Source organism: Plantactinospora sp. B6F1 (genome assembly GCF_040120695.1).
In the GTDB taxonomy this organism is placed as follows: Bacteria; Actinomycetota; Actinomycetes; order Mycobacteriales; family Micromonosporaceae; genus Plantactinospora.
The window spans coordinates 155,090-177,344 of sequence record NZ_JBEEAC010000002.1; the positions used below are offsets into that span (position 1 = coordinate 155,090).

Here is a 22,255-nt window from a genome sequence, read left to right on the forward strand (position 1 = left end):
CGCCAGGGGCGGCGGCGCCCGGGCCAGAGGCCGCGCCCGGGCCAGTGGATGCGCCCAGGCCAGCGGCGGCGCCCGCGCCAGCCTCGGCGGTCGACAGCACGGACGTGACCTGCGGTGGACCGGACGTCTGCGCCTCCTACGGCCCGGCCGATCCCGTCGGGGCCCGGGTCTGACGGAAGGGAGACTTCATGCCGGAAGAGGGCATAAGGCCGCGCTGACCGGGAACCCAGGGCCGACCCACGGCTCTGGGAGGGTGAGATGCGGTACCCGAGTGCGGCCAGCGACAGCCGCCCAGCCGCCGGGCGGAGCGGCCGCCCAGCCGGCGGCTCCGGTCGATGACGCCCCTCGGGCTGCGGATCCCCGGCGTGGACCTGCGCCGCATCCACCTGCCCACCCTGCCCGAGGCGATGTCGCCGCGCGGCGTGCCGCAACTCGTCGCCGGAGTCGCGCACCGCGCCGAGTCCATGGCGACCCGGGCCACCCGGGCCGCCGGCCTCAGGCGCCGTGCGGTCTGGTCCCGCCCGGGACGGCACCACATCGAGGTGCACGGGATCGCCCAGCCCGGCGGTGAATGGCTGGCCGCCCGGATCGAACACGCGCTGGAAGGGCTGTCCGGGGTCGAATGGGCCCGGGTCAACGCTCCCTCCGGGCGGGTGGTGGTGACGGTCGGCACGCCCGCGCCGCGACTGCGGGAGCTGATCGCGGTGATCGCCGCGATGGAAAGTACCGACGATCGGGCGCCCGACCCGGACTGCGCGGAACCGCATCCCCCGGAGGAGGGCCCACGGACCCGGCGGGCGATGGCCCGGATCGCGATGGACGCGTTCGGGCTCGGGCTGTCGGCGGCGGTCCGGATCATGCCGTTCACCCGGGCACCGGGCGAACTCGCCGGCCTGTTGCGCGCCGTCGACCTGCACCCGAGGCTGCACGCGCTGGCCGGGCGGGGGCTACGCGGCGACCACCGGGCCGACTCCTGGCTGCCGCTCGCCACCGTCCTGGCCCAGGGTCTGACCGGCGGCTGGGCCGGAATCCTGCTCGACGGCGCACAGCGGGTGCTGCAGTGGGGCGAGGCCCGGGCGCAGTTGGCCGCCTGGGAACAGGCCGAGCCGAGGCTCGCCGGTACCCCGGAGCGGGCCGCGGCGGCACCGCCGCCGGACGAGCGACCGCACCCCAAGCCGGACGGTCCGATCGAGCGCTACCTGGCCCGGATACTGGAGTCCGGCACCCTCGCCGGCGTCGCCGCGCTGGCCCCGGCCAGCCGCAAGCGAGCCGCCGCCCTGACCCTGGCCAGCATCCCGAGCGCCGCCGTCGCCGGCCGGGAGGCGTACGCGGCGCGGCTCGGCTGGCTGCTCGCCCGGCGGGGCGTGATCGCCATGGACCGTACGGTGCTGCGCGAACTGGAGCGCCTCGACGTGCTGGTACTGGACGCCGCCGTACTGCGTTCCGCCCGGAGCGTCCTCACCGACCTGCTGCCGCTGCCCGGCGCCGACGCCGAGGAGGTGGCGACCCGCGCCTTCGACCTCTTCGACCCGGAGACCCCGGACCGGGTACGCGACGACGACGGCTGGGCTCTCGGTCCGCTCGACGCACTGCGCCTGCCCGACGGGGCGGGTGCCGAGCAGATCGACCGGCTCCGCCCGGACGGCGGCACCCTGCTCGGCCTGACCGCCGGCGGTCGGCTCGCCGCCGTGGTCCGGGTGGCCGCCGAACCCGCCCCCGGAATCGACGCCCTGCCGGCGGCGGCCCGCCGAGCCGGCCTACGCCTCCTGATCGCCGACGAGGACCACCACCTCCACGAACACCACCACCTCCACGAACACCACCACCTCCACGAACACCACCCCAACGACCACGACCACGACGGCAACCACGACCACGACGGCAGCAGCGACGGCGACCACGAGTTCGTGGCCGGGCACCTGCCCGGCGGGCCACGGCTCGCCGGATCGATCCGGTCGTTGCAGTCCGAGGGAGCGATGGTCGCCCTGGTCTCCAGCGATCCGCGTGCGCTGGCCGCCGCCGACTGCGGGCTCGGGATATGGCACGCCGATGAGCCGCCCCCGTGGGGCGCCCACCTGCTGGTCGGCTCCGACCTCGGGGTGGCGGCGCTGGTGGTCGAGGCCGTCGGACTGGCCCGTACGGTGGCCCGGCAGAGCATCGCGCTGGCCGTCGGCGGCAGCGGGCTCGGCGCGGTGGCGGCGTTCACCGCGGCACCCGGGCAACTGCCGGGCCGGGCGATGGCGGCGGTGAACGCCGCCGCCGGACTTGCCATCGGGCACGGCGTCTGGCGGGCGGGCCGGCTGCCCGAGCGCCGTACCTCGATCGCCGCCCCGCAGACGCCCTGGCACCTGATGCCGGTACGGACCGTACTGAACCGGCTCGGCACCGACGAGGCGGGACTCTCCACCGAGGAGGTCGGGCGACGCGGCCGGACGGCGTCGATCGGCCCTACCGAAGGCCCCGACCTGCCCCGGGCGTTCGTCGAGGAGTTGGCGAACCCGCTCACCCCGGTACTGGCCGGCGGCGCCGGACTCTCCGCCGCGGTCGGCTCGATCGCGGACGCGGCCCTCGTCGGCGGGGTGATCGGGATGACCGCGCTGATCGGCGCCGCGCACCGGGTCTCCACCGAACGGTCGCTGGCCGACCTGCTGTCCCGGTCGGCGGTGACCGCCCGGGTCCGGCGGGACGGCACCGAGCGGGTGGTCGCCGCCGACGAGTTGGTCCCCGGCGACGTGGTGGCGCTGGACCCGGGCGACGCCGTGCCGGCGGACTGCCGGGTGGTCGAGGCGGTCGGCCTGGAGGCCGACGAGTCGTCGCTGACCGGGGAGTCGCTGCCGGTGACGAAGACCAGCCAGCCGGTGGTGGCCGCCGCGGTGGCGGACCGCCGGTCGATGCTCTACGAGGGGACCACGGTCGCCGCCGGGCGAGGCCTCGCCGTGGTGGTGGCGACCGGGGCGGACACCGAGGTCGGCCGGGGCATGGCGCTGGCCGGTGAGGCGGCCCCGACCAGCGGGGTCGAGGCTCGACTCGGCCGGCTGGCCAAGCTCTCCATCCCGCTCGCCGCCAGTTCGGCGGTGGCGGTCGCCGGGGCCGGGCTGCTCCGGGGCGTACCGCTGGCGGAGTCGGCCAGCACCGCCGCCAACCTCGCGGTCGCCTCCGTACCGGAGGGGTTGCCGTTCCTGGTCAGCGCCGCGCAGCTGGCGGCGGCGCGTCGGCTGGCCGAGCACGGCGCGCTGGTCCGGAATCCGCGCACGATCGAGACACTCGGCCGGGTCGACGTGCTCTGCTTCGACAAGACCGGCACCCTGACCGAGGGCGAGCTGATGCTGGCCGGAGTCGGCAACGGTCACGGCGACCGGTACGCCGACCTCGACACGCTGGACGGGCCGCTGCGTACCGTACTCGCGGCGGCGCTGCGGGCCACTCCGGCGGCCGAGCGGCCGGAGGAGGTCAGCCAGCAGACCGACCGGGCGGTGCTGACCGGCGCCCGGCGGGCCGGGGTCGGCACCGGCACCCGGACGCATCCCTGGCAGCCGGAGCACGCGCTGCCGTTCGAGCCGTCCCGGGGCTACCACGCCACGGTCGGCCGGCATCGGGGCCACCACCTGCTCAGCGTCAAGGGCGCGCCGGAGACGATCCTGCCCCGCTGCACCCGGCAGGGCGACCGGCCCCTGGACGAGGCCGGCCGGCGAACCCTGCAGGAAACGCTGGACCGGCACGCCGGGGCCGGGCAACGGGTGCTCGCGGTGGCCGAGCGGGAACTGCCCGGCGACGCGGTCACCGAGGAGGACGTTCGGGACCTGACCTTCCTCGGCTTCCTGGCCCTCGCCGACGGGGTACGCGAGAGTGCCGCTCCGGCGGTGCGCCGGATCCGGCAGGCCGGGGTGCACACCATCATGATCACTGGTGACCATCCGGCCACCGCCGAGGCGATCGCCGCGATCATCAGTACCGACGACACCGACCAGCGGGTGGTCACCGCGACCGAACTCGACCGGCTCGACGACGACGCCCTCGCCGAGCGACTGGTCCGGACCGACGTGGTCGCCCGGTGCACGCCGACACACAAGGTACGGATCATCCGGGCGTTGCAGAAGTGCGGGCGTACCGTGGCGATGACCGGGGACGGTGCCAACGACGCGCCCGCGATCCGGCTCGCCGACGTCGGCATCGCGCTCGGCCAGCGGGGCACCCCGGCGGCCCGGGCCGCCGCCGACCTGGTGGTCACCGACGACCGACTCGAAACGATCATCGCCACCCTGGTCGAGGGGCGGGCGATGTGGTCGTCGGTACGGCACGCGCTGAGCATCCTGGTCGGCGGCAACCTCGGCGAGATCGCGTTCAGCGTGCTCACCGCCGCGCTGACCGGCCGGTCCGCGCTGAGCGGCCGGCAGATGCTGCTGGTCAACCTGCTCACCGACCTGGCACCGGCGATGGCGATCGCGGTCCGGGCACCCCGGGCGGAGAGCATGGACGCCCTGCTCACCGAGGGACCGGAGACCTCCCTCGGCGCCACCCTCAGTCGGGAGATCGCGCTCCGGGCCGGCACCACGACCCTCGGTGCGACCACCGGTTGGACCCTGGCCCGCTACACCGGCACCCGACGCCGGGCCGGCACGGTCGCGCTGGCCTCGCTGGTCGGTACCCAGCTCGGCCAGACGCTGCTGGACGGTGGGACCAGCCCGGCCGTGCTGGCCTCGACCGCCCTCTCGGTGGCGGTCCTGGCCGGGGTGATCCAGACCCCCGGACTGAGCCACTTCTTCGGCTGCACCCCGCTCGGGCCGGTCGGCTGGGGGATCGCCGCCGGTAGCGCCCTGGGCGCCACCCTCAGCACCACCGCCGTCGACCGGCTGATCGCCCGGCCGTCCGCCGACGACCACGTCGACGACCACACCGATGACGACGTCAACGACCACACCGACAACCACGTCGACGACCACACCGACGACCACGTCGACGAGGCCGGACAGGCCGGCGACTCCACCGCAACCCGCTGAACGGGCGCACCGGGTCACCACTTCCACAACGGACCGTCTCCGCGAGTCGTGGAGGGCGGCGGCCTCCGCCACGTCCGGAGGCCGTCGCCGATCCCGGTTCGGCCGGCGAGAAAGAAGTACACCGCGATGTACTTAAATATCTCGCTACTTCTATTAATTTCCCTTCGAGATCAGTAGCGTCACGGTAGCCCTCGGTGGCGGGGCCACCGGGCGATGGCATCTCGGAGGGGGACCTATGCGTCGAACAATCGCCATCCTGGCCGCCGGAACGCTGGTGGTCGCGGGGTTGACACCCAGCGCCGTCCAGGCCCGGCCGAACGACGACGAGCGGAGTACCGGTGCCGCCACCACCGCGCCGTCCGTCGGCCTGGCCGGGGTGAAGTCGAACGCGGCGAAACAGCCGGCCGGGCCGAACCCGTTCCTGGCGCTGCTGCCGGATCCGGCCAAGGCGGACTACGTCGGATGGAAGAACTGGCTGGCGAAACAGGGCAACCAGCGAGCCGGGCTGCGGGCGCAGCAGCGGGCCGCTGCCGCCGCACCGGTGGTGGCCGACGAGGAGGAACCGACCGGCGTCCGGGGCGGCAACGACACCCCGGCGACCGCACAGCGGATCACCGGATTCGGTACGGGCGCCCGGGACAATCCGCGGCTGCGGATCCTCGGCACCCTCTCCCCGGAGAGGGTGGACGCGACGGAGATCGCGCCGAACCCGGAGGACGACGGTGCCATCCCGCTGGCCGGCGAGACCGGGGTCGGTGCCACCGAGCAGGCCGTCACGACCTCGGCGACGATCGGGGACGGCCCGCACGGCAGCGCCGGCAGCGGCAGCGGTGACTTCGACTTCTACCAGCTGACCGGCACCGCCGGCCGAACCCTGACGGTCGACATCGACACTCCGACCGGCGACCTCGACCCGGTCGTCCTGCTCTACGACGCCGAGGGCTCGTTGGTCGGGCTCAACGACGACACCCCGGAGGGACTGGACAGCCTGCTGGTGCACCGGTTCGACGCCGACGGTACCTACTACGTGGCGGTGATCGGTTTCCCGGCGGCTCCGGGGGATCCGTTCGACTCGGCCAGCGGCGGGGGTGCCGGCAGCGAGGGGCCGTACCGGGTGACCATCTCGACGGCGGAGCAGGACAGCGACTTCTTCGCCGTACGGCTGCGGCCGGGTGACGTACTCGGTGCCTCGGTCGAGGGCTCGGCCGCCCAGATCACGGTCTACGACCCCGACCACCGCGAGGTGCACGGCTCCGACCAGGACGCCTCCGCCCTCTACCCGCCGAACAGCCCGCTGCCGGGCGGCGGAAACGCGGTCACCGAACACGTGGCCGACAGGGCCGGCTGGCACTACGTCGGGGTGACCCTCGGCGACGGCATGTACGACATCACCGTCGAGGCGTACCGGCCGGGGCAGCAGCCGCGGCAGACCCTCTTCCTCGACTTCGACGGCGCACGGATCAACACCGCCATCTTCGGCGGCCCCGGCGTACGCACCCTCAGCCCGATGCGGGCCTTCCTCGGCCGCTGGGGACTGACCGCCGACGACGAGGACGCGGTGATCGACGCGATCGTCGCCGAGGTCCGGGAGAACCTCCGTCGGGACATGATCGAGAGTGGACTCAACCAGCGTTTCGACATCCGGATCCTGAACAGCCGTGACCACGCCGACCCGTTCGGGCAGGCGAACGTCAGCCGGATCATCGTCGGCGGCAGCATTCAGGAGTCGGGCGTACCCACCATCGGGGTCGCCCAGTTCATCGACCCGGGCAACTTCGGCACCCAGGACTCCGCCCTGGTACTGCTGGACGTGCTGAGCGACCCGGCCGGTGACGAGGCCTCGCTGAACACGTACCTCACCCCGGACAGTGACCGGATCGGCTTCGTCGGCCGGGCGGTGGGCAACGTGACCGCGCACGAGGCCGGACACTTCTTCGGCAACTGGCACGTCGACCAGTTCAACGACCAGGCCAACCTGATGGACCAGGGCGGCAACTTCCCGCTCCTGTTCGGCGTCGGCCCGGACGGCGTCGGCGGCACCGCCGACGACCCGGACGTCGACTTCGGCGAGGACACCTTCAACCCGGGCGAGGGCTTCACCGGCGTCGAGAACACCCTCGGCCGGATCGCCTTCGGCGTCACCCGGTGACCGCCGACTAGCACCGCGCGCGTTCCCGCGGCCCCTTCCGGTCGAACCCCGACCGGAAGGGGCCGTCGGCGCTCCGGTGCGGTGCACCTGCCCGGTGGCCCCGCCTGCTGACCGGATCGTTCCGGAGCCAGGCATGATGGTGTCTGCCGCCGTCGGCCAGGACCGGACAGGATCGGTGACATGTCATCGCGTGCACTCGTCGTCATCGACGTACAGGAGTCGTTCCGGCAACGGCCGATCTGGGCGGCCACCTCCAACCCGGACCTCGTCGACCGGGTACGCCGGCTGACCGAAGCGTTCCGGTCCTCCGGTGATCTCGTGGTCTGGGTACTGCACACCGAGCCCGGCACCGGCGATGTCTTCGACCCGGCGCTCGGCTTCGTCCGGTTGATGGACGGCCTGGAGCCCGAACCCGGCGAGCCGGTGCTGCACAAGACCTCGCACAACGCGTTCACCACCACCAACCTGCAGCAGTTGCTGACCGGAGCGGGCGTGGCGGAGGTGGCGGTCTGCGGAATCCGTACCGAGCAGTGTGTGGAGACCACCGCCCGGCTCGCCAGCGATCTCGGCTACCTGGTGACGTTCGTGACCGATGCGACGGCGACGAACCCGATCGAGCACCCCGACGCCCCGCCCGGCCGTACCGTGGCCGAGATCCTCGCCGACCCGCGCACGCTCGGCGTCGACGAGATCGTCGCGCGCACCGAGTACGCGCTGGCCGGCCGCTTCGCCACCATCCGTACCGTGGCGGAGCTGGCCGGGGATCCGAGCCCGGCTCCCGACGACCGGACCGCCGTGCCGGAGTCGGCCGTCGGGTGACCAACATCGTCTTCCTGCTCGCCGCCCGGCTGCACCTGCTCGACCTGGCCGGGCCGGCGCAGGCGTTCTCCACCGCCGCCGACCTCGGCGGCGGCTACGCCCTGCACTACGTCGGCGAGCGGGAAGAGGTGTGCACCACCCAGGGCGTACCGCTGCGGGCCCGGACCGACTGGCCCGAGCTGGGTCCGGACGATCTGATCGTGGTCCCCGGCTGGCGTCCGGCCGGCCGGCGCGACGCCGGCCCGGTCGGCGATGCCGGTTTCGCCGCCTCGACCCTGGACCGGCTCGTCCGGCACCACCGTCGGGGCGGCACCGTCGCCAGCGTCTGCGCCGGGGCGTTCGCGCTGGCCGGCGCCGGGCTGCTGGACGGCCGGCGGTGCACCACCCACCACGACCTCTCCGACGAGCTGGCCCGACGGTATCCCCGGGCCGTCGTGGTCCGGGACGTGCTCTACGTCGTGGACGACCGCGTGGTCACCTCGGCCGGTATCGCCAGCGGGATCGACCTGGCCCTGCACCTGCTCGCCGTCCGGCACGGACCCGGGTTCGCCGCCCGGGTGGCCCGGGAGATGGTCGTCTACGCCCGGCGCAACGGCGACGAGCAGCAGGCCAGCGCGATGCTGCGGCACCGGAGCCACATCAGCGACGTGGTGCACCGGGTGCAGGACATCCTCGACGCCCGCTTCGCGCAGCGGCTGGCCCTGGCCGACCTGGCCTCGGCGGTCGGGGTCAGCGAGCGGACCCTCACCCGGGTCTTCGTCCGGGCCGTCGGGGTGACGCCGCTGCGCTACCAGCAGATGCTCCGGGTCGAACGCGCCGAACACCTGATCGGGCACGGTGCGACCGTCGAGGCCGCCGCCCGGGCGGTCGGCTTCGGCGACGCCCGGATGCTGCGCCGGCTACGCGCCCGGGCCCCGGTCGCCGAGCCGGGTCAGCCGGGTCGCCGCGTTCCCAGCCGTCCCGCCCGCGCGGGTACGTTGCGTGGAGCCGGTGATCGACGGCTCGGCAGGTCGGGTCACGCCGGCCACCTGCACCGGGCACGACGACGGACGAGGCGAGGAGTAGAGATGCGGTACGTACGGCTGGGCGGCTCGGGACTGGAAGTGTCGAGGATCGTCCTCGGTTGCATGAGCTTCGGCGACCCGCAGCGCGGCACCCACTCCTGGACGATGGAGCTGGACGGGGCGCGGCCGTTCTTCCGGCAGGCCATCGAGGCCGGGATCACCACCTTCGACACCGCCAACGTCTACTCCCTCGGCAGCAGCGAGGAGATCACCGGCAGACTGCTCGGCGAGTTCGCCCGCCGGGACGAGGTGGTCATCGCCACCAAGGTGCACGGCCGGATGGGTCCCGGGCCGAAGGGCGGCGGGCTGTCCCGGGCGGCGATTCTCACCCAGGTCGACGAGAGCCTGCGCCGGCTCGGCACCGACTACATCGACCTCTACCAGATCCACCGGTACGACCCGAATGTGCCGATCGAGGAGACGATGGAGGCGCTGCACGACCTGGTACGGGCCGGCAAGGTGCGCTACCTCGGCGCCTCCTCGATGTGGACCTGGCAGTTCGCGCAGGCGCAGTACACCGCCGACCTGCACGGCTGGACCCGGTTCGTCTCCATGCAGGACCAGTACAACCTGATCATGCGCGAGGAGGAGCGGGAGATGCTCCCGTTCTGCCTCGACCAGGGCGTCGGGGTGCTGCCGTGGAGCCCGCTGGCCCGGGGCCGGCTGGTCCGGGACTGGGACGTCAGCACCGCGCGCAGCGAGACGGACGACTTCGGCGGCACCCTCTACCGGCAGGCCGAGGAGGCCGACCGGCGGGTGGTCGGCGCGGTCGCCGAGGTGGCGAGCGAGCTCGGGGTCCCCCGGGCGCAGGTCGCGCTCGCCTGGCTGCTGCACCAGCCGGCGGTGACCGCCCCGATCGTCGGCGCGACGAAGCCGGGACATCTCACCGACGCGGTCGCCGCGGTCGAGCTGACCCTCGGCGAGGAGGCGCTGCGCCGGCTCGCCGAGCACTACGTACCGCACGCTCCGGAAGGTTTCTGACCCGGCCGCCGCTGGGTCGGGGTCACCGGGACGGCCCTGACGGCCTCGCGCAGGGTCCGGGCCGCAGAGCCGAGATTGCCATCGCCATACCGAGTATGCATACTCAGTAGCTATGTCAGTCCGCCACAGCCTGCTCGCGTTGCTGGAACGCGGCCCCATGCACGGCTACCAGTTGCGCGCCGCCTTCGAGGAGTCCACCGGGGCCACCTGGCCGCTGAACATCGGGCAGGTCTACACGACACTGTCCAGGCTGGAGCGGGACGGCCTCGTGCGCCCGCTGCCGGAGAACGACGGGGGGCAGCAGCCGTACGAGATCACGGATGCCGGCCGGACGCAGTTGGGCAGTTGGTTCGCCACCCCGATCAGCCGGGCCGACCGGCCCCGCGACGAACTCTCCATCAAGCTGGCGCTGGCCATCACCACCCCCGGGGTCGACGTCGCGGCGGTGCTGCAGACCCAGCGCACCGCGACGATGCGGGCGCTGCAGGAGTACACCCGACTCAAGGCCCGCGACCCCGAACCCAGACCCGCCGACCTGGCGTGGCGACTGGTGCTCGACGCCATGATCTTCCAGGCCGAGGCCGAACTGCGGTGGCTCGACCACTGCGAGACCAGCCTGGTCCGACACGACCTCACCCGCCCGGTGCCATCGGCCACCGGCACGCCGAGCCCGGCGCCCGAGCACACCGAGGTGACGGCATGAGCGTGCTGGAGATCCGCGACGCCTACCGGACCCACGGCGCGGGCGAGGCCGCGGTGCACGCGCTGCGCGGCGTCACTCTGACGGTCCGGCCGGGTGAACTGGTGGCCGTGATGGGGCCGTCCGGCTCCGGCAAGTCGACCCTGCTGAACCTCGCCGGCGGACTGGACCGACCCACCCGGGGTGAGGTGTACGTCGAGAACCAGCAGCTACGAAAGCTCTCCAGTCGCCAGCTCGCCGCGCTGCGACGACGCTCGATCGGGTACGTCTTCCAGGACCTCAACCTGCTGCCGAGCCTCACCGCCGCGGAGAACGTCGCGCTCCCCCTCGAACTGGACGGCGCCGGGGTGCGGCGGGCCCGCCGGCTCGCCGTGGCCGCCCTGCACGAGGTGGGTCTGGCCGACCTCGGGCCGCGATTCCCCGACGAGATGTCCGGCGGTCAGCAGCAGCGGGTCGCGATCGCCCGGGCCCTCGCCGGCGACCGTCGGCTCGTCCTGGCCGACGAGCCGACCGGGGCGCTCGACTCGCAGACCGGCGAGTCCGTGCTGCGGCTGCTGCGCAACCGGGTCGACGCGGGCGCGGCCGGCGTGCTGGTGACCCACGAGGCCCGGCACGCCGCCTGGGCCGACCGGGTGGTGTTCCTGCGTGACGGCGTCATCGCCGACACCTCGGGCCCGCTGGCGGCGGCCGAGCAACTCCTGGGGCGGGCGTGATGAGGAGCTGGCTGACCGCGCTGCGGATCGCCCGCCGGGAGGCGCGCCGCGCGAAGGGACGCTCGGCACTGGCGATCGCGATGCTCGCGTTGCCGGTGCTGGCGCTGAGCGCCGCCGCCGTCAGCTACGACATGTTCCGGCTCACCCCCGAGGAGGAGGCCACCCGCCTGCTCGGTGCCGCCGACGCGAGGATCGAGTGGGTCGACACCGGGCCGGTCCGGCAGGATCCCACCGGGGACGGCCACTCCTCGGACACCTCCTCGCACGCCGCCACGGTATCGGCCGAAGACCTGCTCGCCGCGCTTCCCGACGGCAGCAGGGTGACGCCGATCCGGAGGGGCACCGTCCCGCTCCGTACCGGAAACGGGGTGGGAGACCTCGCGGCGTACGCCATGGACGTGACAGACCCGATGGTGGCGGGCCTCGTCATGCTGCACGAAGGTCACGCCCCGACGACCGGCGGCGAGGTCGCGCTCACCGAGCAGGCGGCGGCCCGGCTGGCCGCCCGGATCGGCGACACCGTGCGGAGCGCCGACCGGAAGGCCTCGTGGACAGTCACCGGAATCGTCGAGTTCCCCGCCGAGCTGGCCGAGCAGGTGGTGTTCGCGCCGGACGCGGGGCCCGGCGGCGGGGCCAGCTACGACTCCCACGGCTGGTTGTGGGACGCACCCGCGGCGGTGGACTGGGCCGGGGTCAGGCAGCTCAACGAGCGCGGCATGGTGGTCGTCTCGCGGGCGGTGCTGTTGAACCCGCCCGCCCTCGACCCCTCGGACCCGTACTACCGGGACAGCGGCGACGACGACGTCAGCCTGCGAACCGTGGCCGCCGGTGGGCTCGTAGTCGGGCTGGGCGTGCTCGAGGTGATGCTGCTCGCCGGGCCGGTATTCGCGGTCGGTGCCCGCCGCCGCCAACGCGAGCTCGGGCTGGTTGCCGCCAACGGGGGGACGCCGGCACACCTGCGCCGTATCGTGCTGGCCGACGGTGTCGTGCTCGGCGTGCTCGCCGCCGTCCCGGGACTGCTGCTCGGCGTGGTGGCCGCGTTCGCGTTCCGCCCGCTGGTCGAGGTGCACCTGGCGCAGCAGCGGGCCGGCGGATACCGGGTGTTTCCCCTCGCACTGGTCGCCATCGCCGTCCTCGCCGTCGGCACCGGGTTGCTCGCGGCCCTGGTGCCCGCCTTCACCGTGGCCCGCGGCGACGTCGTCACCGCGCTGACCGGGCGTCGTGGCATCCGCCAGTCGCGCAAGGGCTGGCTGCTCCTCGGCCTGGCGCTCGTCGGCACCGGGGCAGCCGCCGCCGGGTACGGCGCCTGGCAGGTGTCCTCCAACGTCATCCTCACCGGCCTGGTCCTCGCCGAGTTGGGCCTGGTGCTGTGTACGCCGGCACTGGTGGGGCTGGTCGCCCGGCTCGGCCAGGCGCTGCCGCTCGCCCCGCGGATCGCACTGCGCGACACCGCCCGAAACCGGGCCGCGGCCGTACCTGCCGTGGCGGCGGTGATGGCGGCGGTGGCCGGCAGCGTGGCGATCGGCGTCGTACTCACCGCACAGAACGCGAGGGCGGACGCGCAGTACCGGGCTGGCCTTCCCATCGGGCACGCGCTCGTGATCAACAACCCGATGCCCGGACCGCTCGACCACAAGCAGCAGCCCGGGGCCTCGATGAAGGAGGTGGCGGCCGTCGTACGGAACACGTTGCCGGCGACCGAGGTCGTCCCGGTCGGCCAGGTGGCCTGCCCGACCGTCGACGCTCCGCCCACCTCGGTCAAGGCGGGTCGGCCGGTGTTCCCGCACTGTGCGCTGCACCTCCGGGTGCCGCCGGACCGCCGGTGCCCCTACGACCCGAACAGCGGTGCGGTGCTGAGCCGGACCCAGCAGCGGGCTGCCAACGCCGATCCGCGGTGCGAGATCGCCACGATGCCGAGCAGAGCCGGCTACGGTGAGCTGGTCGCCGGGCCGGCGGCGGTGACCGCACTGACCAGGGCCACCGGCGAGGATCTGTCCCGGGCCCGCGAGACACTGGCGGCGGGCGGTGTACTCGTCGGCGACCCACGCCTCGTGGTCGACGGCAAGGTGACCATTCAGGCGTACGACGAGACGGTCCACGGCCCGATAACGCCCGAGAAGCTGGCGCAGGCGCCGACCGTGAGCGTGCCCGGGTACGCGCCCACCACCGGTACCCGGTTGCCCGGTCCGATCTACTCGTCGGCCGCGGTCAAGGCCGCGAAGCTCGCTGACCGACCGTACGGGCTCGTCGTGGCCACCGACCGGATGCCCAGCCAGGCCGAGCAGGATCGGCTGACCGCCGGGCTGCGCGACCTGACCGACCAGGGCGGGCTGGGCGCGACGATCGAACGTCGACCGGTGACCCCGCACGACCCGACCCTGCTGATCCTGGCCGCGGTCGCCGGCCTCGTCACGCTCGGAGCGGCCGCCGTCGCCACCGGCCTCGCCGCCGCCGATGGCCGTGGCGACCTGGCCATCCTCTCCGCCGTCGGCGCCAGTCCGGGCGTACGCCGCTGGCTGTCACTGAGCCAGTCCGGGGTGATCGCCGGTCTGGGTACGGTGCTGGGGCTGCTCGCCGGGCTCGGGGCGTCCGCCGCGGTGCTCTTCGCCTACAACCAGGCGCTGATGTACCAGTGGCCGCGCGACCCGGCGTATCCGATCACCGTGCCGTGGGCCACCCTGGCGGTGGTGCTCGTGGTACCGCTGGTGGCCATGCTCGGCACCGGCCTGCTGACCCGCTCCCGGCTCCCCATCGAACGCCGTCGCCTCGGCTGACCCGCGACGCCGCCCCGGCACGCCCCCGGTCGTCCGCGAGCCCGGCCGCACCACTATTGCGGCAGCTCCAGCGACTCGACGCGCGGTTTCTTCTTTGCCGGCAGCGGTTTCGGCAAGGTACTGATATACGACGGAACGTTGTACGCGGCGGCACCCCGAGCCGTGGCGTGGTACGCGGCCGTACCGCAGCCCTTGATCGTCTTCATCGGGCTCTGCGAGGTGCTGGGAGGCATCGGCCTGTTCCTGCCAGCGATGACGCGGGTCAAGCCAAAGCTGACGCCACTCGCCGCCGCCGGGCTGATGCTAACAATGATCTCGCAGCTGGCTTCACATCATGCGCGGCGAGTACGCGTTGGTGCCCGCCGATCTCGTGCTGGGTGGCGTTGCGGCGCTCATCGCGGTCGGACGGTGGAAGCTGAGGCCTGTCGCAACCGCGCCCACCAGAAGGAGCCTCGACGCCATGACACCTGCGCCCCGACCGCTGCAACAGCGTAAGAAGGACACCCTGCACCGGCTGGAACACGACGTCGACGCCTGGGTGGCCACCGCCGACCTGGCGGGCACGCCGTATCTGGTGCCGCTGTCGTTCCTCTGGGACGGCCAGACGCTGCTGATCTCCACGGCTGCCACCAACCCCACGGCTCGCAACCTGCGCGCCAGTGGGCGGGTCCGCCTCACGATCGGGCCGACCCGCGACGTCGTGCTCATCGAGGGAACCGCTGTCATCGTCGACGAGATCACCGACGACATCGGTGACCTGTTCTCGGCCAAGACCGGGTTCGACCCGCGCACGTCGAACTACCCGTACTTCCGGATCCGACCCGACCCTGATCCAGGCCTGGCGCGAGGTCAACGAGATCGCGGGCCGGGACCTGATGGTCGATGGCCAGTGGCAGGTCTAGCACTTACGGGTACTGCGACAGCGACCGTTGAAGCGTTCCTCCGGCAAGCGCGCGCTCGCTCGTCCGGATACTGCTTCGCCTCGAGGAGATCCCGCCCGTCGAGCACCGCAGGAAGGCCAGGTTCGGGGCGGAGCCCCGAAGGTCTAACCGCCCGCTGGGCTCCTCGCCGGCCCGGCGAGTGGCGCGGCGGCTGAGCACACGTCCGCCCCAGGTTCGACGGGTGCTTGAGGCGCAGTGGGCGATTCCTTCTGCGCCGTACCCAGCGTGGCCGCCAGGCGAGCCGGGCTGAGAGCTGCCGAACATCCCGCTCATTCGCCGGTTGCCGGACATGATCGGTGAAAGCTTCATGGGTGGCGGGTCGGTGGCGGTCTCCGTAAGCTCCGCGGCATGACGGTCAGTGTCGATGCTGCGCGGCTGCTCGCCCGTCAGTGGTTACGGGAGCCGGTTGCTAGACGCTGGCGGCATGTCCAGGCTGTTGCTGCGAAGGCGGAGCAGATCAGTGGAGCCGTTCCCGCCTCGGATCGGGACGTCTTGATGGCTGCGGCCTGGCTTCATGATGTGGGGTACAGCCCGGACCTGGTGGATACGGGTTTCCACTCGTTGGACGGGGCTCGTTGGCTGCGGCGGCAAGAGGTTGACGAGCGTGTGGCGGGCCTGGTGGCGCATCATTCCTGTGCCTGGTTGGAGGCTGAGGAGCGTGGGCTCGGCTCGGTGTTGGGTGCGGAGTTCGAGCGGGAGGAGGGTCCGGTGGCTGATGCGCTCTGTTGCGCCGACATGACGACCGGGCCGGACGGGCAGAGCTTCGAGGTCCTGGATCGGCTTGCGGAGATTCGTTCCCGGTATGGGGCTGATCATCTGGTGACCCGGTTCATCAGCCGGGCCGAGCCGGAGATCGTGGCGGCGGTGCGCCGTACGGAGGAACGTCTTGGGGTCGGTCCGTCTCAGCCGATGTAGGGGGCGTGGCGGTCGTAGCCGTGTGCGATCCGTAGCCGGATCGAGGGATGGATGTCGAGGGCGTCCAGCTCGTCGCGTGGTACCCAGCGGACGTGGGTTGACTCGTCGCTCTGGGTCGGAGTCCCGGCCCGGAACTCGGCTCGGAAGCAGACGGAGAATTGTTGGCGTACTTCGCCGTTTGAGTATTCGACGACGTGGTGTGGGTCGGAGTAGACGCCGACGATGCCGGTGACTTCGACTTCGATCCCGGTTTCCTCGCGTGTTTCTCGTACCGCTGTTTCGGCGATGTATTCGCCGATTTCTTGTCCGCCGCCGGGGATGGACCATAGCCCGTTGTCGGTCCGCTGGATGAGAAGAACGCGGCCTTGGGCGTCTTTAACGAAGACGGTGACGGCGACGACGATGCTGTTGGCCTTTGGGGCGTCGGGTTCGTGGTAGTGGTCGATCCTTGCCATGGTTAGGCTGCTACCTCGGCTGGCCAGGCGGGGCGTGAGGCGGTCACGACCCGGTCGAAGCTGTCGGAGTAGGTGTCGAACAGGTCTCCGCCGGAGAGTTTGCGGATGTGCATGACGGGGGCGTGTGGGGCGGGGAAGCCGTAGACGTGGGTGTTGACCAGCATCTCGTCATCGAAGCGGTAGATCGAGTTGTAGAGGGTCGTTTGGTGGAAGCTGACGTGCGTGTTGTCGACGCCTCGTAGGTGTCGGTAGTACTGCATGACCTGTTCGATTTTTGCTTTCATCACTCCGACGGTGCCTTCCTCGACACTCTTCAGTGCGATTGCCTCGGCGTCGGGGTCGCCGAGCAGGATGCGAACCTTCACGCCTTCGGCTGCCTTGGCTTTCAGGAGTTGGATCAACCTCGGCTCTTGCTCGACCAGGAACAGGCCAGCGTAGACGAGAATCCCGATCTGGCTGGCGGCGTTACGGAGCAGCCGCCCCCACAGGTCGTGGGGTACGGCGGCCCGCCGGGGGTAGACCTGGACGACTTCGGATCGGGCGATCCGGGCTGCCTTCTCTGGGGATACGGCGCGGGGCCAGAGGTATGACTCGCTCTCGCGGACGAGGGCGGCGATGGCGTGGCGGTGCCGGGGGTAGGGGGTGCGGTCCTGCGTCATCCACCGTTCGACGCTCTTCGGGTCGACGCTCAGCTTCTCGGCGACGGTGACGGGGGTCAGCCCGTTGCGCAGGAGTGCGTCCCGTAGTCGGTCGTTCGGCATGTCCAGTAACTCCGCAGCAGGGGTGACAGGTAGGGACGACTTGAAGCTAGTCAAGACGTCCCAAGTTGTCCAGCGGTGGAGTCTGGGTGTCTCTCTTTCTGATCAACCCTGTTCGTATCGGTCCTACGACCTTCGACCGGTTGTCACCTGGAGAGAGATTCGATGTCGGATGGTGCAGGAACCACGAGCGATCCGCAGCGTTCCGCTGCCGGGCTGACGAACATCATCGACGCGTCTGCGGCGGTCGGCTCAGTGTCGATCTGTCCGCACTGCTCCGGCGCTGGCTGGAAGTACGTGACTGGTCGGGCTGGGCTTCGCTCGGCCGCGGTGGCGTGCGCTCCGGCGCGGTCGTTGGCGCGGCGGTCGTGTCTGGACTGCTCGGGCTTGGGTCTGCGTCTGGCGTCGGCCTCATCAGTTTGGCGTCGGGGGTGGGTGCCGACGCCTGGCCGTACGGTCGACGTGCGGCCGTCTGAATGCCCGCCCGCCTCGACGCCCCTCCAACCTCGGGAAGGGACGGCGTACTGATGCCGGGACCAGGCGGCGCCGTGGTGCCGAAGCCGGGTGAGGTGCTGTTGCTGGACAGACAAGCCTCGGTGCAGTTCGCCGGAGATCGGACGCTGGTGCTGCGGGTGATCAACGTATCGGAGCGTCCGACGTACCACGGTTGGTGCTGGCTGACCGGGTATGCCCTCGACCGGGACGGGCAAGCGACCGACCGGCGGGAGGTCTTCGTACAGCTGGCCGGGCTGCGCGTCGCCCCGCAGATCGTGCGGCCTCCCCAGCGGCCGGCCGCGCCGACGAGGGGGCGCGGTGTTTGACGTACGGGTCCAGCTCGGTGACGTGATCCGGATCGACGCCGCTGACCGGCTCCGGTCGACCGACGGGCCGGTCACGCTGTGGGTGACCGGGGTACGGCTGGTGGCGAACCGGCCGGAGCAGGACGAGTGGGTCTGGCTGGAAGGCGTGAAGATCGGGCAGGATGGCCGGTCGTCCGACCGGGCGCGGATCCTGGTGCGGGCCTCGCTCCTGGCCGTTCATCGGCAGCATCGCCCGGGGTCGGCGCGGTGAGTGTCTATCTGCCCGCTGCTGCCCTGGCAGAGCTGCGGGCGGCAGGTCCGGCTTGACTCGCATAGGCCGTCCAGCATGGATGAAACTTGTACTGACGTTGCACTCGATGATCATGAATCAAGCGTTACGTCTGGTCAGGGCAGTGTGTGGTGGGCCGGAGGTACCACCATGCGAACCACACCGCCACGATCGCCGGTGACCCGCTACCCCTGCCATCAACAAGAGCGATGGCGGGCAGGGCCGCGTTGTGACGGACTACCGTGTGCCGCGCGTCGGAGGGCGCCACTCAGACCGCACGGCCGCAACACTTCTTGTACTTGGCTGTCGATCCGCACCAGCATGGAGAGTTGCGCGGTGGCGGCCACGCGATCGTGCGCTCCTCTGGAAGTGTCTCGCTGTAGCGGGCCTTGAGCGCCGGATCGAGGGGAGACCCGCCAACCCGGTCGGCGAACTCGCAGAGGTCGGTGACAGTTGCCGGCACCACCCGGATGGTTGGCACACCGTCGTCTGCCAACTCACGCCACCGACGCTCCGCAGCCTGATAGTGCTCGTCGTCGGTCGTGTCGTGTTCCTGGGGCCACCGCCGTCGCGCCTCGGCCCGCTCCTGACGCTGAAAGATCACCATCCGCACCTGCCCTGGCACCCGTCCAGACTCCACGGCCTCCCGCACACCATCCACGTCGACGATCCGCTGCCGCTGCGGCGGCGTGGCCGGAACCAGCTCATCGGTAACGTCCGGTACCAGCCCCAACCGTCGACGGACATCACGACGGTTGCGAAGCATCACCGACGACATCTGCATCCAGCCATCCGAGCCGTTCAGCGCCCGCAGCTCCTCGGCCGACAGGCGGGCCACCGCCCGGTCGTACCAGCGCAACGCACCGTGCAGGTCCCCGCGCTCGGCAAGCAGTTCGGCGACCAGCGTGCAATGACCGTCGCTCGTCGCTGCGTCGTGAGCCAGGCGATCCAGCACGATACGCGCCTCATCGATGTCGCCTTGCTCGAATCGCACCTCGGCGAGCTGCACCATGGCGAGGCAGCCGTCCTCGCCGCCGTCAATGATCAGCCTGCTCAGCAGGTCAGCTGCCCGGTCGAGCCGCCCCGCCCGCCGCCATGCGTCGGCAGCCTCGAGCAGGATCTCACCTCGCTCGTCCGGATACTGCTCCGCCTCGGCCTCAAGGGCTGCTGCCTCGTCAGCCACGCTCGTCGACACGGTGCTCACGGTACTGAATGCCATCGCACATGAGGCAGGAGGGCCAGGGGCGTCAGGAGCGGTACACATCTCTTCGGTGATCAATGTCCACTACGGTCACGGTGTGGTTGTCGTCGTGGATGCGGTAGATGATCCGGTAGGTGCCTCGCCGGGCGCTGAATCGATCAGACAACGGAGGCAGCAAGGGCTTCCCGACCCGGTAGGGCTCTCGTACCAACGGCCCGGTCATGAACTCGTACGCGGCGACCGCGACGGCCTCTGGCAACCGTTCGGCGAGCGCTCGACGAACGGTTGGCGTGGTGCGCTGCACATCCCGCCACGAACCAGCAGGTCAGGAAGGTGAGTGGAGCCGAGGGGACTCGAACCCCTAAAGCGCGAGCACCAGGAAGATCGACGCGAAACGGACCGATCGCTGCCCCGACCTGCGCCACCGTCCTCGGCATCTCTCGACGTCTCGCATCTCTTACGACTCTCGTTTGTACTGGCGCTGTACTAGCCCGGGTGTTTCACGAGTGGTGATCCACATTGCGGGCAGGGATGACGAAAGTGCCTTCTGAACTGGGATGATGTGGCTTGTCGAAGGCTTTACATCATCGGAACGGAAGGCACTTTCCGCGTGCAGAGTACCTGGTCGCGTCCGAAGCTGATGGTCAGCACTGACGGCGCGGGCGTGGCCGCGCATGCCGGGACCCGGCTGCTTGCCGACCTGGCTGATGTCACCGGTCTGACCCGCTCGGTGAGCGACGTCCTGGCCGGGTTACGGCGTCGGGAGGTCGGTCATGACCCGGGACGGGTCGCGGTGGACCTGGCGGTGATGCTCGCCGACGGCGGGGAGGCGATCAGCGACCTCGTGGTGCTGCGTGACCAGCCCGGGGTGTTCGGGCCGGTGGCTTCCACACCAACGGCGTGGCGGGTCCTGGCCGGCATCGACACCGACCGACTGGCCGCCCTTCGGCAGGCGCGGGCGGCCGCGCGTGAGGTGATGTGGGCGCAGGCCGCCGAGACCGGCCGGCCAGTCCCCGCCGCGCGGGCCGGTGGACGCGATATCCCGGGTCTGGTCATCGACCTGGACGCCAGCCTGGTGATCTGCCACTCCGAGAAGGAGAACACCGGACCCACGTTCAAGCATTCGTACGGCTACCACCCGTTGTTCGGGTTCCTGGACAACACCGGAGAAGCCCTCGCCGCGCTGCTGCGGGCGGGTAACGCCGGGTCGAACACCGCCGCGGATCACATCACCGTGCTGGACGCCTGCCTGGCGCAGATCCCCGAGCCGCAGCGGTACGGCACCCCGGTCCTCGTCCGGGCCGACACCGCCGGCTGCACCAAGGAGTTCCTGGCCCACATCCGCAGTCTACGCGAGCACGGTGTCGACATCCGGTTCTCGATCGGCGCGGCGATCACCACGCCGCTACGGCAACGGCTGGCGTGGCTGGTCGACCAGCCGCAGCTGTGGCTCCCGGCCCTGGACACCGACGCCGATCTGCGGGAACACGCCGAGATCTGCGAGATCACCGGCCTGGTCGACCTCACCGGCTACCCGGCGGGCACCCGCATGATCGTCCGGCGGGAACGACCGCACCCCGGCGCACAGTTGTCCCTGTTCGACGAGGTCACCGGCTGGCGGCACCAGGTCTTCATCACCGACACCCCGCACGGTGACGCTCCGATCCAGCACCTCGAGGTCCGCCACCGCGCCCACGCCCGCGTCGAAGACCGCATCAGATGCGGCAAGAACACCGGCTTCGGCAGATTCCCGTCCCGGATCTTCGCCATCAACGCCGCCTGGCTCGAACTCGCCCTGACCGCCATCGACCTGCTGGCCTGGACCCAACTGTTGCTCCTCGACGGCGACCTGGCCCGTGCGGAGCCGAAGAAACTGCGTTATCGACTCCTACACGTCCCCGCCCGCCTGACCCGTGGTGGCCGACGGTTACGCCTGCGTATCGCCGCGACCTGGCCCTGGCGACACCACCTCGCCACCGCCTTCGCCCGCCTGACCGCGCTACCCCAACCCGCCACCTGACCAGCCACAACCCGCCCCCACAACCACAACCGGAAGGTCCTGGAGGACGCCGACACCCACGTCGGTTACCTCACCACACCCACCCCGGAACGCATGCATCAACATCGATACAAGGTAGATCGCCAGCCGCTGCCACAAGCCTCATGAAAGAGCAGGGCTAGTTGATCTTCTCGGCTCGGCGACGACCGAGTCCTGCTTTGCAGAGATCAAGACCGGTGGCGGCCGATGTCGACCACCGTCGCTGACCTGGGCGCCGTGTCTGGCAGCGTCGATCGTCGCCGTACGCCAATCGGCTAATTTGGCTGTACGAATGGCTGTACAGCGCTCACGCCTCCGGGCCGGTCTTGGCGCGCCTGTCGCGCTCGCGAAGCCGCCGCAAGCGCCGGAGGTACTGACCCGCGTAGGAGCGCTGCGCATCGTCCAGCGCCTGAGCATCTGGGTCTGCAAACGCCTCATAGTAGGAGACCTCGGCCGGGTCCTGGTCCTGCTCTATCAGCCGGCCGAGCGCCTCAGCATCCTGGGCAAGCGGCGACCTCTTCGCAGCCTCCTCGCGCCAGACGTGCCCGCTGATGTCGTCGTCCCACATTCAGCGATGGTAGACCGAACCAGGGTCGGCACCGTCAGTTTGGAAGATCGTTTCCGGCTGTCCGGGTCTGTCCGGAGTGCCTGGTCAGCGGCG

The 22,255-nt window shown here is 71.3% G+C and carries 18 protein-coding genes and 2 pseudogenes; 14 read left to right on the forward strand and 6 right to left on the reverse strand.

Going from position 1 to position 22,255, the window contains the following annotated elements; translation table 11 throughout:
- Window positions 1-407: 407 nt before the first annotated feature.
- The 8 genes and pseudogenes from ABNF97_RS03850 to ABNF97_RS03885 all read left to right on the forward strand — a co-directional run bounded on the left by ABNF97_RS03850 (window position 408) and on the right by ABNF97_RS03885 (window position 14,197).
- A complete protein-coding gene (locus tag ABNF97_RS03850; RefSeq protein ID WP_349337842.1) occupies window positions 408-4,997 on the forward strand; it encodes an HAD-IC family P-type ATPase in 4,590 nt (1,529 codons plus the stop codon).
- 235 nt (window positions 4,998-5,232) lie between these two features.
- The gene (locus ABNF97_RS03855; protein WP_349337661.1) at window positions 5,233-7,146 is read left to right on the forward strand and encodes a PPC domain-containing protein; all 1,914 of its coding nucleotides are present in this window, start codon (window positions 5,233-5,235) and stop codon (window positions 7,144-7,146) included.
- Between the two features lie 180 nt (window positions 7,147-7,326).
- A complete protein-coding gene (locus ABNF97_RS03860; RefSeq protein WP_349337662.1) occupies window positions 7,327-7,965 on the forward strand; it encodes a cysteine hydrolase family protein in 639 nt (212 codons plus the stop codon).
- Window positions 7,962-8,852, forward strand: a pseudogene (locus ABNF97_RS03865) (GlxA family transcriptional regulator); the annotation flags it as partial. The gene ABNF97_RS03860 and the pseudogene ABNF97_RS03865, both read left to right, overlap by 4 nt.
- Window positions 8,853-9,032: 180 nt before the next feature.
- Window positions 9,033-10,010, forward strand: coding sequence for an aldo/keto reductase (locus tag ABNF97_RS03870; RefSeq protein ID WP_349337843.1), 978 nt, complete (start codon window positions 9,033-9,035; stop codon window positions 10,008-10,010).
- Between the two features lie 112 nt (window positions 10,011-10,122).
- Complete coding sequence (locus ABNF97_RS03875) at window positions 10,123-10,713, forward strand: PadR family transcriptional regulator (RefSeq protein WP_349337663.1); 591 nt, start codon at window positions 10,123-10,125, stop codon at window positions 10,711-10,713.
- Window positions 10,710-11,423 (forward strand): ABC transporter ATP-binding protein, encoded by a 714-nt coding sequence (locus tag ABNF97_RS03880; protein ID WP_349337664.1) that lies wholly within the window; start codon window positions 10,710-10,712, stop codon window positions 11,421-11,423. Before ABNF97_RS03875 ends, ABNF97_RS03880 begins: the two co-directional genes overlap by 4 nt.
- A complete protein-coding gene (locus tag ABNF97_RS03885; protein WP_349337665.1) occupies window positions 11,423-14,197 on the forward strand; it encodes an ABC transporter permease in 2,775 nt (924 codons plus the stop codon). The genes ABNF97_RS03880 and ABNF97_RS03885 overlap by 1 nt, the downstream gene beginning before the upstream one ends.
- A 53-nt stretch (window positions 14,198-14,250) precedes the next feature.
- Here ABNF97_RS03885 and ABNF97_RS03890 read toward each other — a convergent pair whose 3' ends face one another.
- Complete coding sequence (locus ABNF97_RS03890) at window positions 14,251-14,403, reverse strand: hypothetical protein (RefSeq protein ID WP_349337860.1); 153 nt, start codon at window positions 14,401-14,403, stop codon at window positions 14,251-14,253.
- Between ABNF97_RS03890 and ABNF97_RS03895 the strand changes: the two are divergent.
- The 3 genes and pseudogenes from ABNF97_RS03895 to ABNF97_RS03905 all read left to right on the forward strand — a co-directional run.
- A pseudogene (locus ABNF97_RS03895) lies at window positions 14,336-14,482 on the forward strand (DoxX family protein); the annotation flags it as partial. The gene ABNF97_RS03890 and the pseudogene ABNF97_RS03895 overlap by 68 nt on opposite strands.
- A gap of 49 nt (window positions 14,483-14,531) precedes the next feature.
- A complete protein-coding gene (locus tag ABNF97_RS03900) occupies window positions 14,532-15,293 on the forward strand; it encodes a pyridoxamine 5'-phosphate oxidase family protein (RefSeq protein ID WP_349337666.1) in 762 nt (253 codons plus the stop codon).
- Between the two features lie 193 nt (window positions 15,294-15,486).
- Window positions 15,487-16,053, forward strand: coding sequence for an HD domain-containing protein (locus tag ABNF97_RS03905; protein WP_349337667.1), 567 nt, complete (start codon window positions 15,487-15,489; stop codon window positions 16,051-16,053).
- Here ABNF97_RS03905 and ABNF97_RS03910 read toward each other — a convergent pair.
- Together ABNF97_RS03910 and ABNF97_RS03915 are read right to left on the reverse strand one after the other, a co-directional pair.
- Complete coding sequence (locus ABNF97_RS03910) at window positions 16,041-16,508, reverse strand: NUDIX hydrolase (RefSeq protein ID WP_349337668.1); 468 nt, start codon at window positions 16,506-16,508, stop codon at window positions 16,041-16,043. The two genes, ABNF97_RS03905 and ABNF97_RS03910, sit on opposite strands and share 13 nt — an antisense overlap.
- 2 nt (window positions 16,509-16,510) lie before the next feature.
- Window positions 16,511-17,269, reverse strand: coding sequence for an XRE family transcriptional regulator (locus ABNF97_RS03915; protein WP_349337669.1), 759 nt, complete (start codon window positions 17,267-17,269; stop codon window positions 16,511-16,513).
- A gap of 524 nt (window positions 17,270-17,793) precedes the next feature.
- Here ABNF97_RS03915 and ABNF97_RS03920 point away from each other — a divergent pair.
- Both ABNF97_RS03920 and ABNF97_RS03925 read left to right on the forward strand, forming a co-directional pair.
- The gene (locus tag ABNF97_RS03920; RefSeq protein WP_349337670.1) at window positions 17,794-18,087 is read left to right on the forward strand and encodes a hypothetical protein; all 294 of its coding nucleotides are present in this window, start codon (window positions 17,794-17,796) and stop codon (window positions 18,085-18,087) included.
- On the forward strand, window positions 18,080-18,337 hold the full coding sequence (locus ABNF97_RS03925) for a hypothetical protein (protein ID WP_349337671.1): 258 nt from the start codon (window positions 18,080-18,082) through the stop codon (window positions 18,335-18,337). Before ABNF97_RS03920 ends, ABNF97_RS03925 begins: the two co-directional genes overlap by 8 nt.
- A 286-nt stretch (window positions 18,338-18,623) precedes the next feature.
- On the opposite strand, the gene ABNF97_RS03930 is transcribed toward ABNF97_RS03925, so the two are convergent.
- Window positions 18,624-19,550, reverse strand: a complete 927-nt coding sequence (locus tag ABNF97_RS03930; RefSeq protein WP_349337672.1) for an SEC-C metal-binding domain-containing protein — start codon at window positions 19,548-19,550, stop codon at window positions 18,624-18,626.
- 52 nt (window positions 19,551-19,602) lie between these two features.
- Window positions 19,603-19,779 (reverse strand): type II toxin-antitoxin system RelE family toxin, encoded by a 177-nt coding sequence (locus ABNF97_RS03935; RefSeq protein ID WP_349337844.1) that lies wholly within the window; start codon window positions 19,777-19,779, stop codon window positions 19,603-19,605.
- A 387-nt stretch (window positions 19,780-20,166) separates the two neighbouring features.
- On the opposite strand from ABNF97_RS03935, the gene ABNF97_RS03940 reads away from it, so the two are divergent.
- On the forward strand, window positions 20,167-21,576 hold the full coding sequence (locus ABNF97_RS03940; protein ID WP_349337673.1) for an IS1380 family transposase: 1,410 nt from the start codon (window positions 20,167-20,169) through the stop codon (window positions 21,574-21,576).
- A 325-nt stretch (window positions 21,577-21,901) separates the two neighbouring features.
- Here the strand turns inward: ABNF97_RS03940 and ABNF97_RS03945 are convergent, their stop codons facing one another.
- Window positions 21,902-22,162: a hypothetical protein gene (locus ABNF97_RS03945; protein ID WP_349337674.1), complete on the reverse strand. Its 261-nt coding sequence runs from the start codon at window positions 22,160-22,162 to the stop codon at window positions 21,902-21,904.
- Between the last annotated feature and the right edge of the window lie 93 nt (window positions 22,163-22,255).

What these genes read in the sequence shown, in the direction of transcription:
- ABNF97_RS03880 (WP_349337664.1), top strand. Translation starts at nt 10,710, where the DNA reads ATGAGCGTGCTGGAGATCCGCGACGCCTACCGGACCCACGGCGCGGGC.
- ABNF97_RS03900 (WP_349337666.1), top strand. Translation starts at nt 14,532, where the DNA reads ATGCGCGGCGAGTACGCGTTGGTGCCCGCCGATCTCGTGCTGGGTGGC.
- ABNF97_RS03855 (WP_349337661.1), top strand. Translation starts at nt 5,233, where the DNA reads ATGCGTCGAACAATCGCCATCCTGGCCGCCGGAACGCTGGTGGTCGCG.
- ABNF97_RS03875 (WP_349337663.1), top strand. Translation starts at nt 10,123, where the DNA reads ATGTCAGTCCGCCACAGCCTGCTCGCGTTGCTGGAACGCGGCCCCATG.
- ABNF97_RS03935 (WP_349337844.1), bottom strand. Translation starts at nt 19,779, where the DNA reads ATGACCGGGCCGTTGGTACGAGAGCCCTACCGGGTCGGGAAGCCCTTG.
- ABNF97_RS03890 (WP_349337860.1), bottom strand. Translation starts at nt 14,403, where the DNA reads ATGAAGACGATCAAGGGCTGCGGTACGGCCGCGTACCACGCCACGGCT.
- ABNF97_RS03945 (WP_349337674.1), bottom strand. Translation starts at nt 22,162, where the DNA reads ATGTGGGACGACGACATCAGCGGGCACGTCTGGCGCGAGGAGGCTGCG.
- ABNF97_RS03920 (WP_349337670.1), top strand. Translation starts at nt 17,794, where the DNA reads ATGCCGGGACCAGGCGGCGCCGTGGTGCCGAAGCCGGGTGAGGTGCTG.
- ABNF97_RS03905 (WP_349337667.1), top strand. Translation starts at nt 15,487, where the DNA reads ATGACGGTCAGTGTCGATGCTGCGCGGCTGCTCGCCCGTCAGTGGTTA.
- ABNF97_RS03870 (WP_349337843.1), top strand. Translation starts at nt 9,033, where the DNA reads ATGCGGTACGTACGGCTGGGCGGCTCGGGACTGGAAGTGTCGAGGATC.
- ABNF97_RS03885 (WP_349337665.1), top strand. Translation starts at nt 11,423, where the DNA reads ATGAGGAGCTGGCTGACCGCGCTGCGGATCGCCCGCCGGGAGGCGCGC.
- ABNF97_RS03915 (WP_349337669.1), bottom strand. Translation starts at nt 17,269, where the DNA reads ATGCCGAACGACCGACTACGGGACGCACTCCTGCGCAACGGGCTGACC.
- ABNF97_RS03910 (WP_349337668.1), bottom strand. Translation starts at nt 16,508, where the DNA reads ATGGCAAGGATCGACCACTACCACGAACCCGACGCCCCAAAGGCCAAC.
- ABNF97_RS03850 (WP_349337842.1), top strand. Translation starts at nt 408, where the DNA reads ATGTCGCCGCGCGGCGTGCCGCAACTCGTCGCCGGAGTCGCGCACCGC.
- ABNF97_RS03860 (WP_349337662.1), top strand. Translation starts at nt 7,327, where the DNA reads ATGTCATCGCGTGCACTCGTCGTCATCGACGTACAGGAGTCGTTCCGG.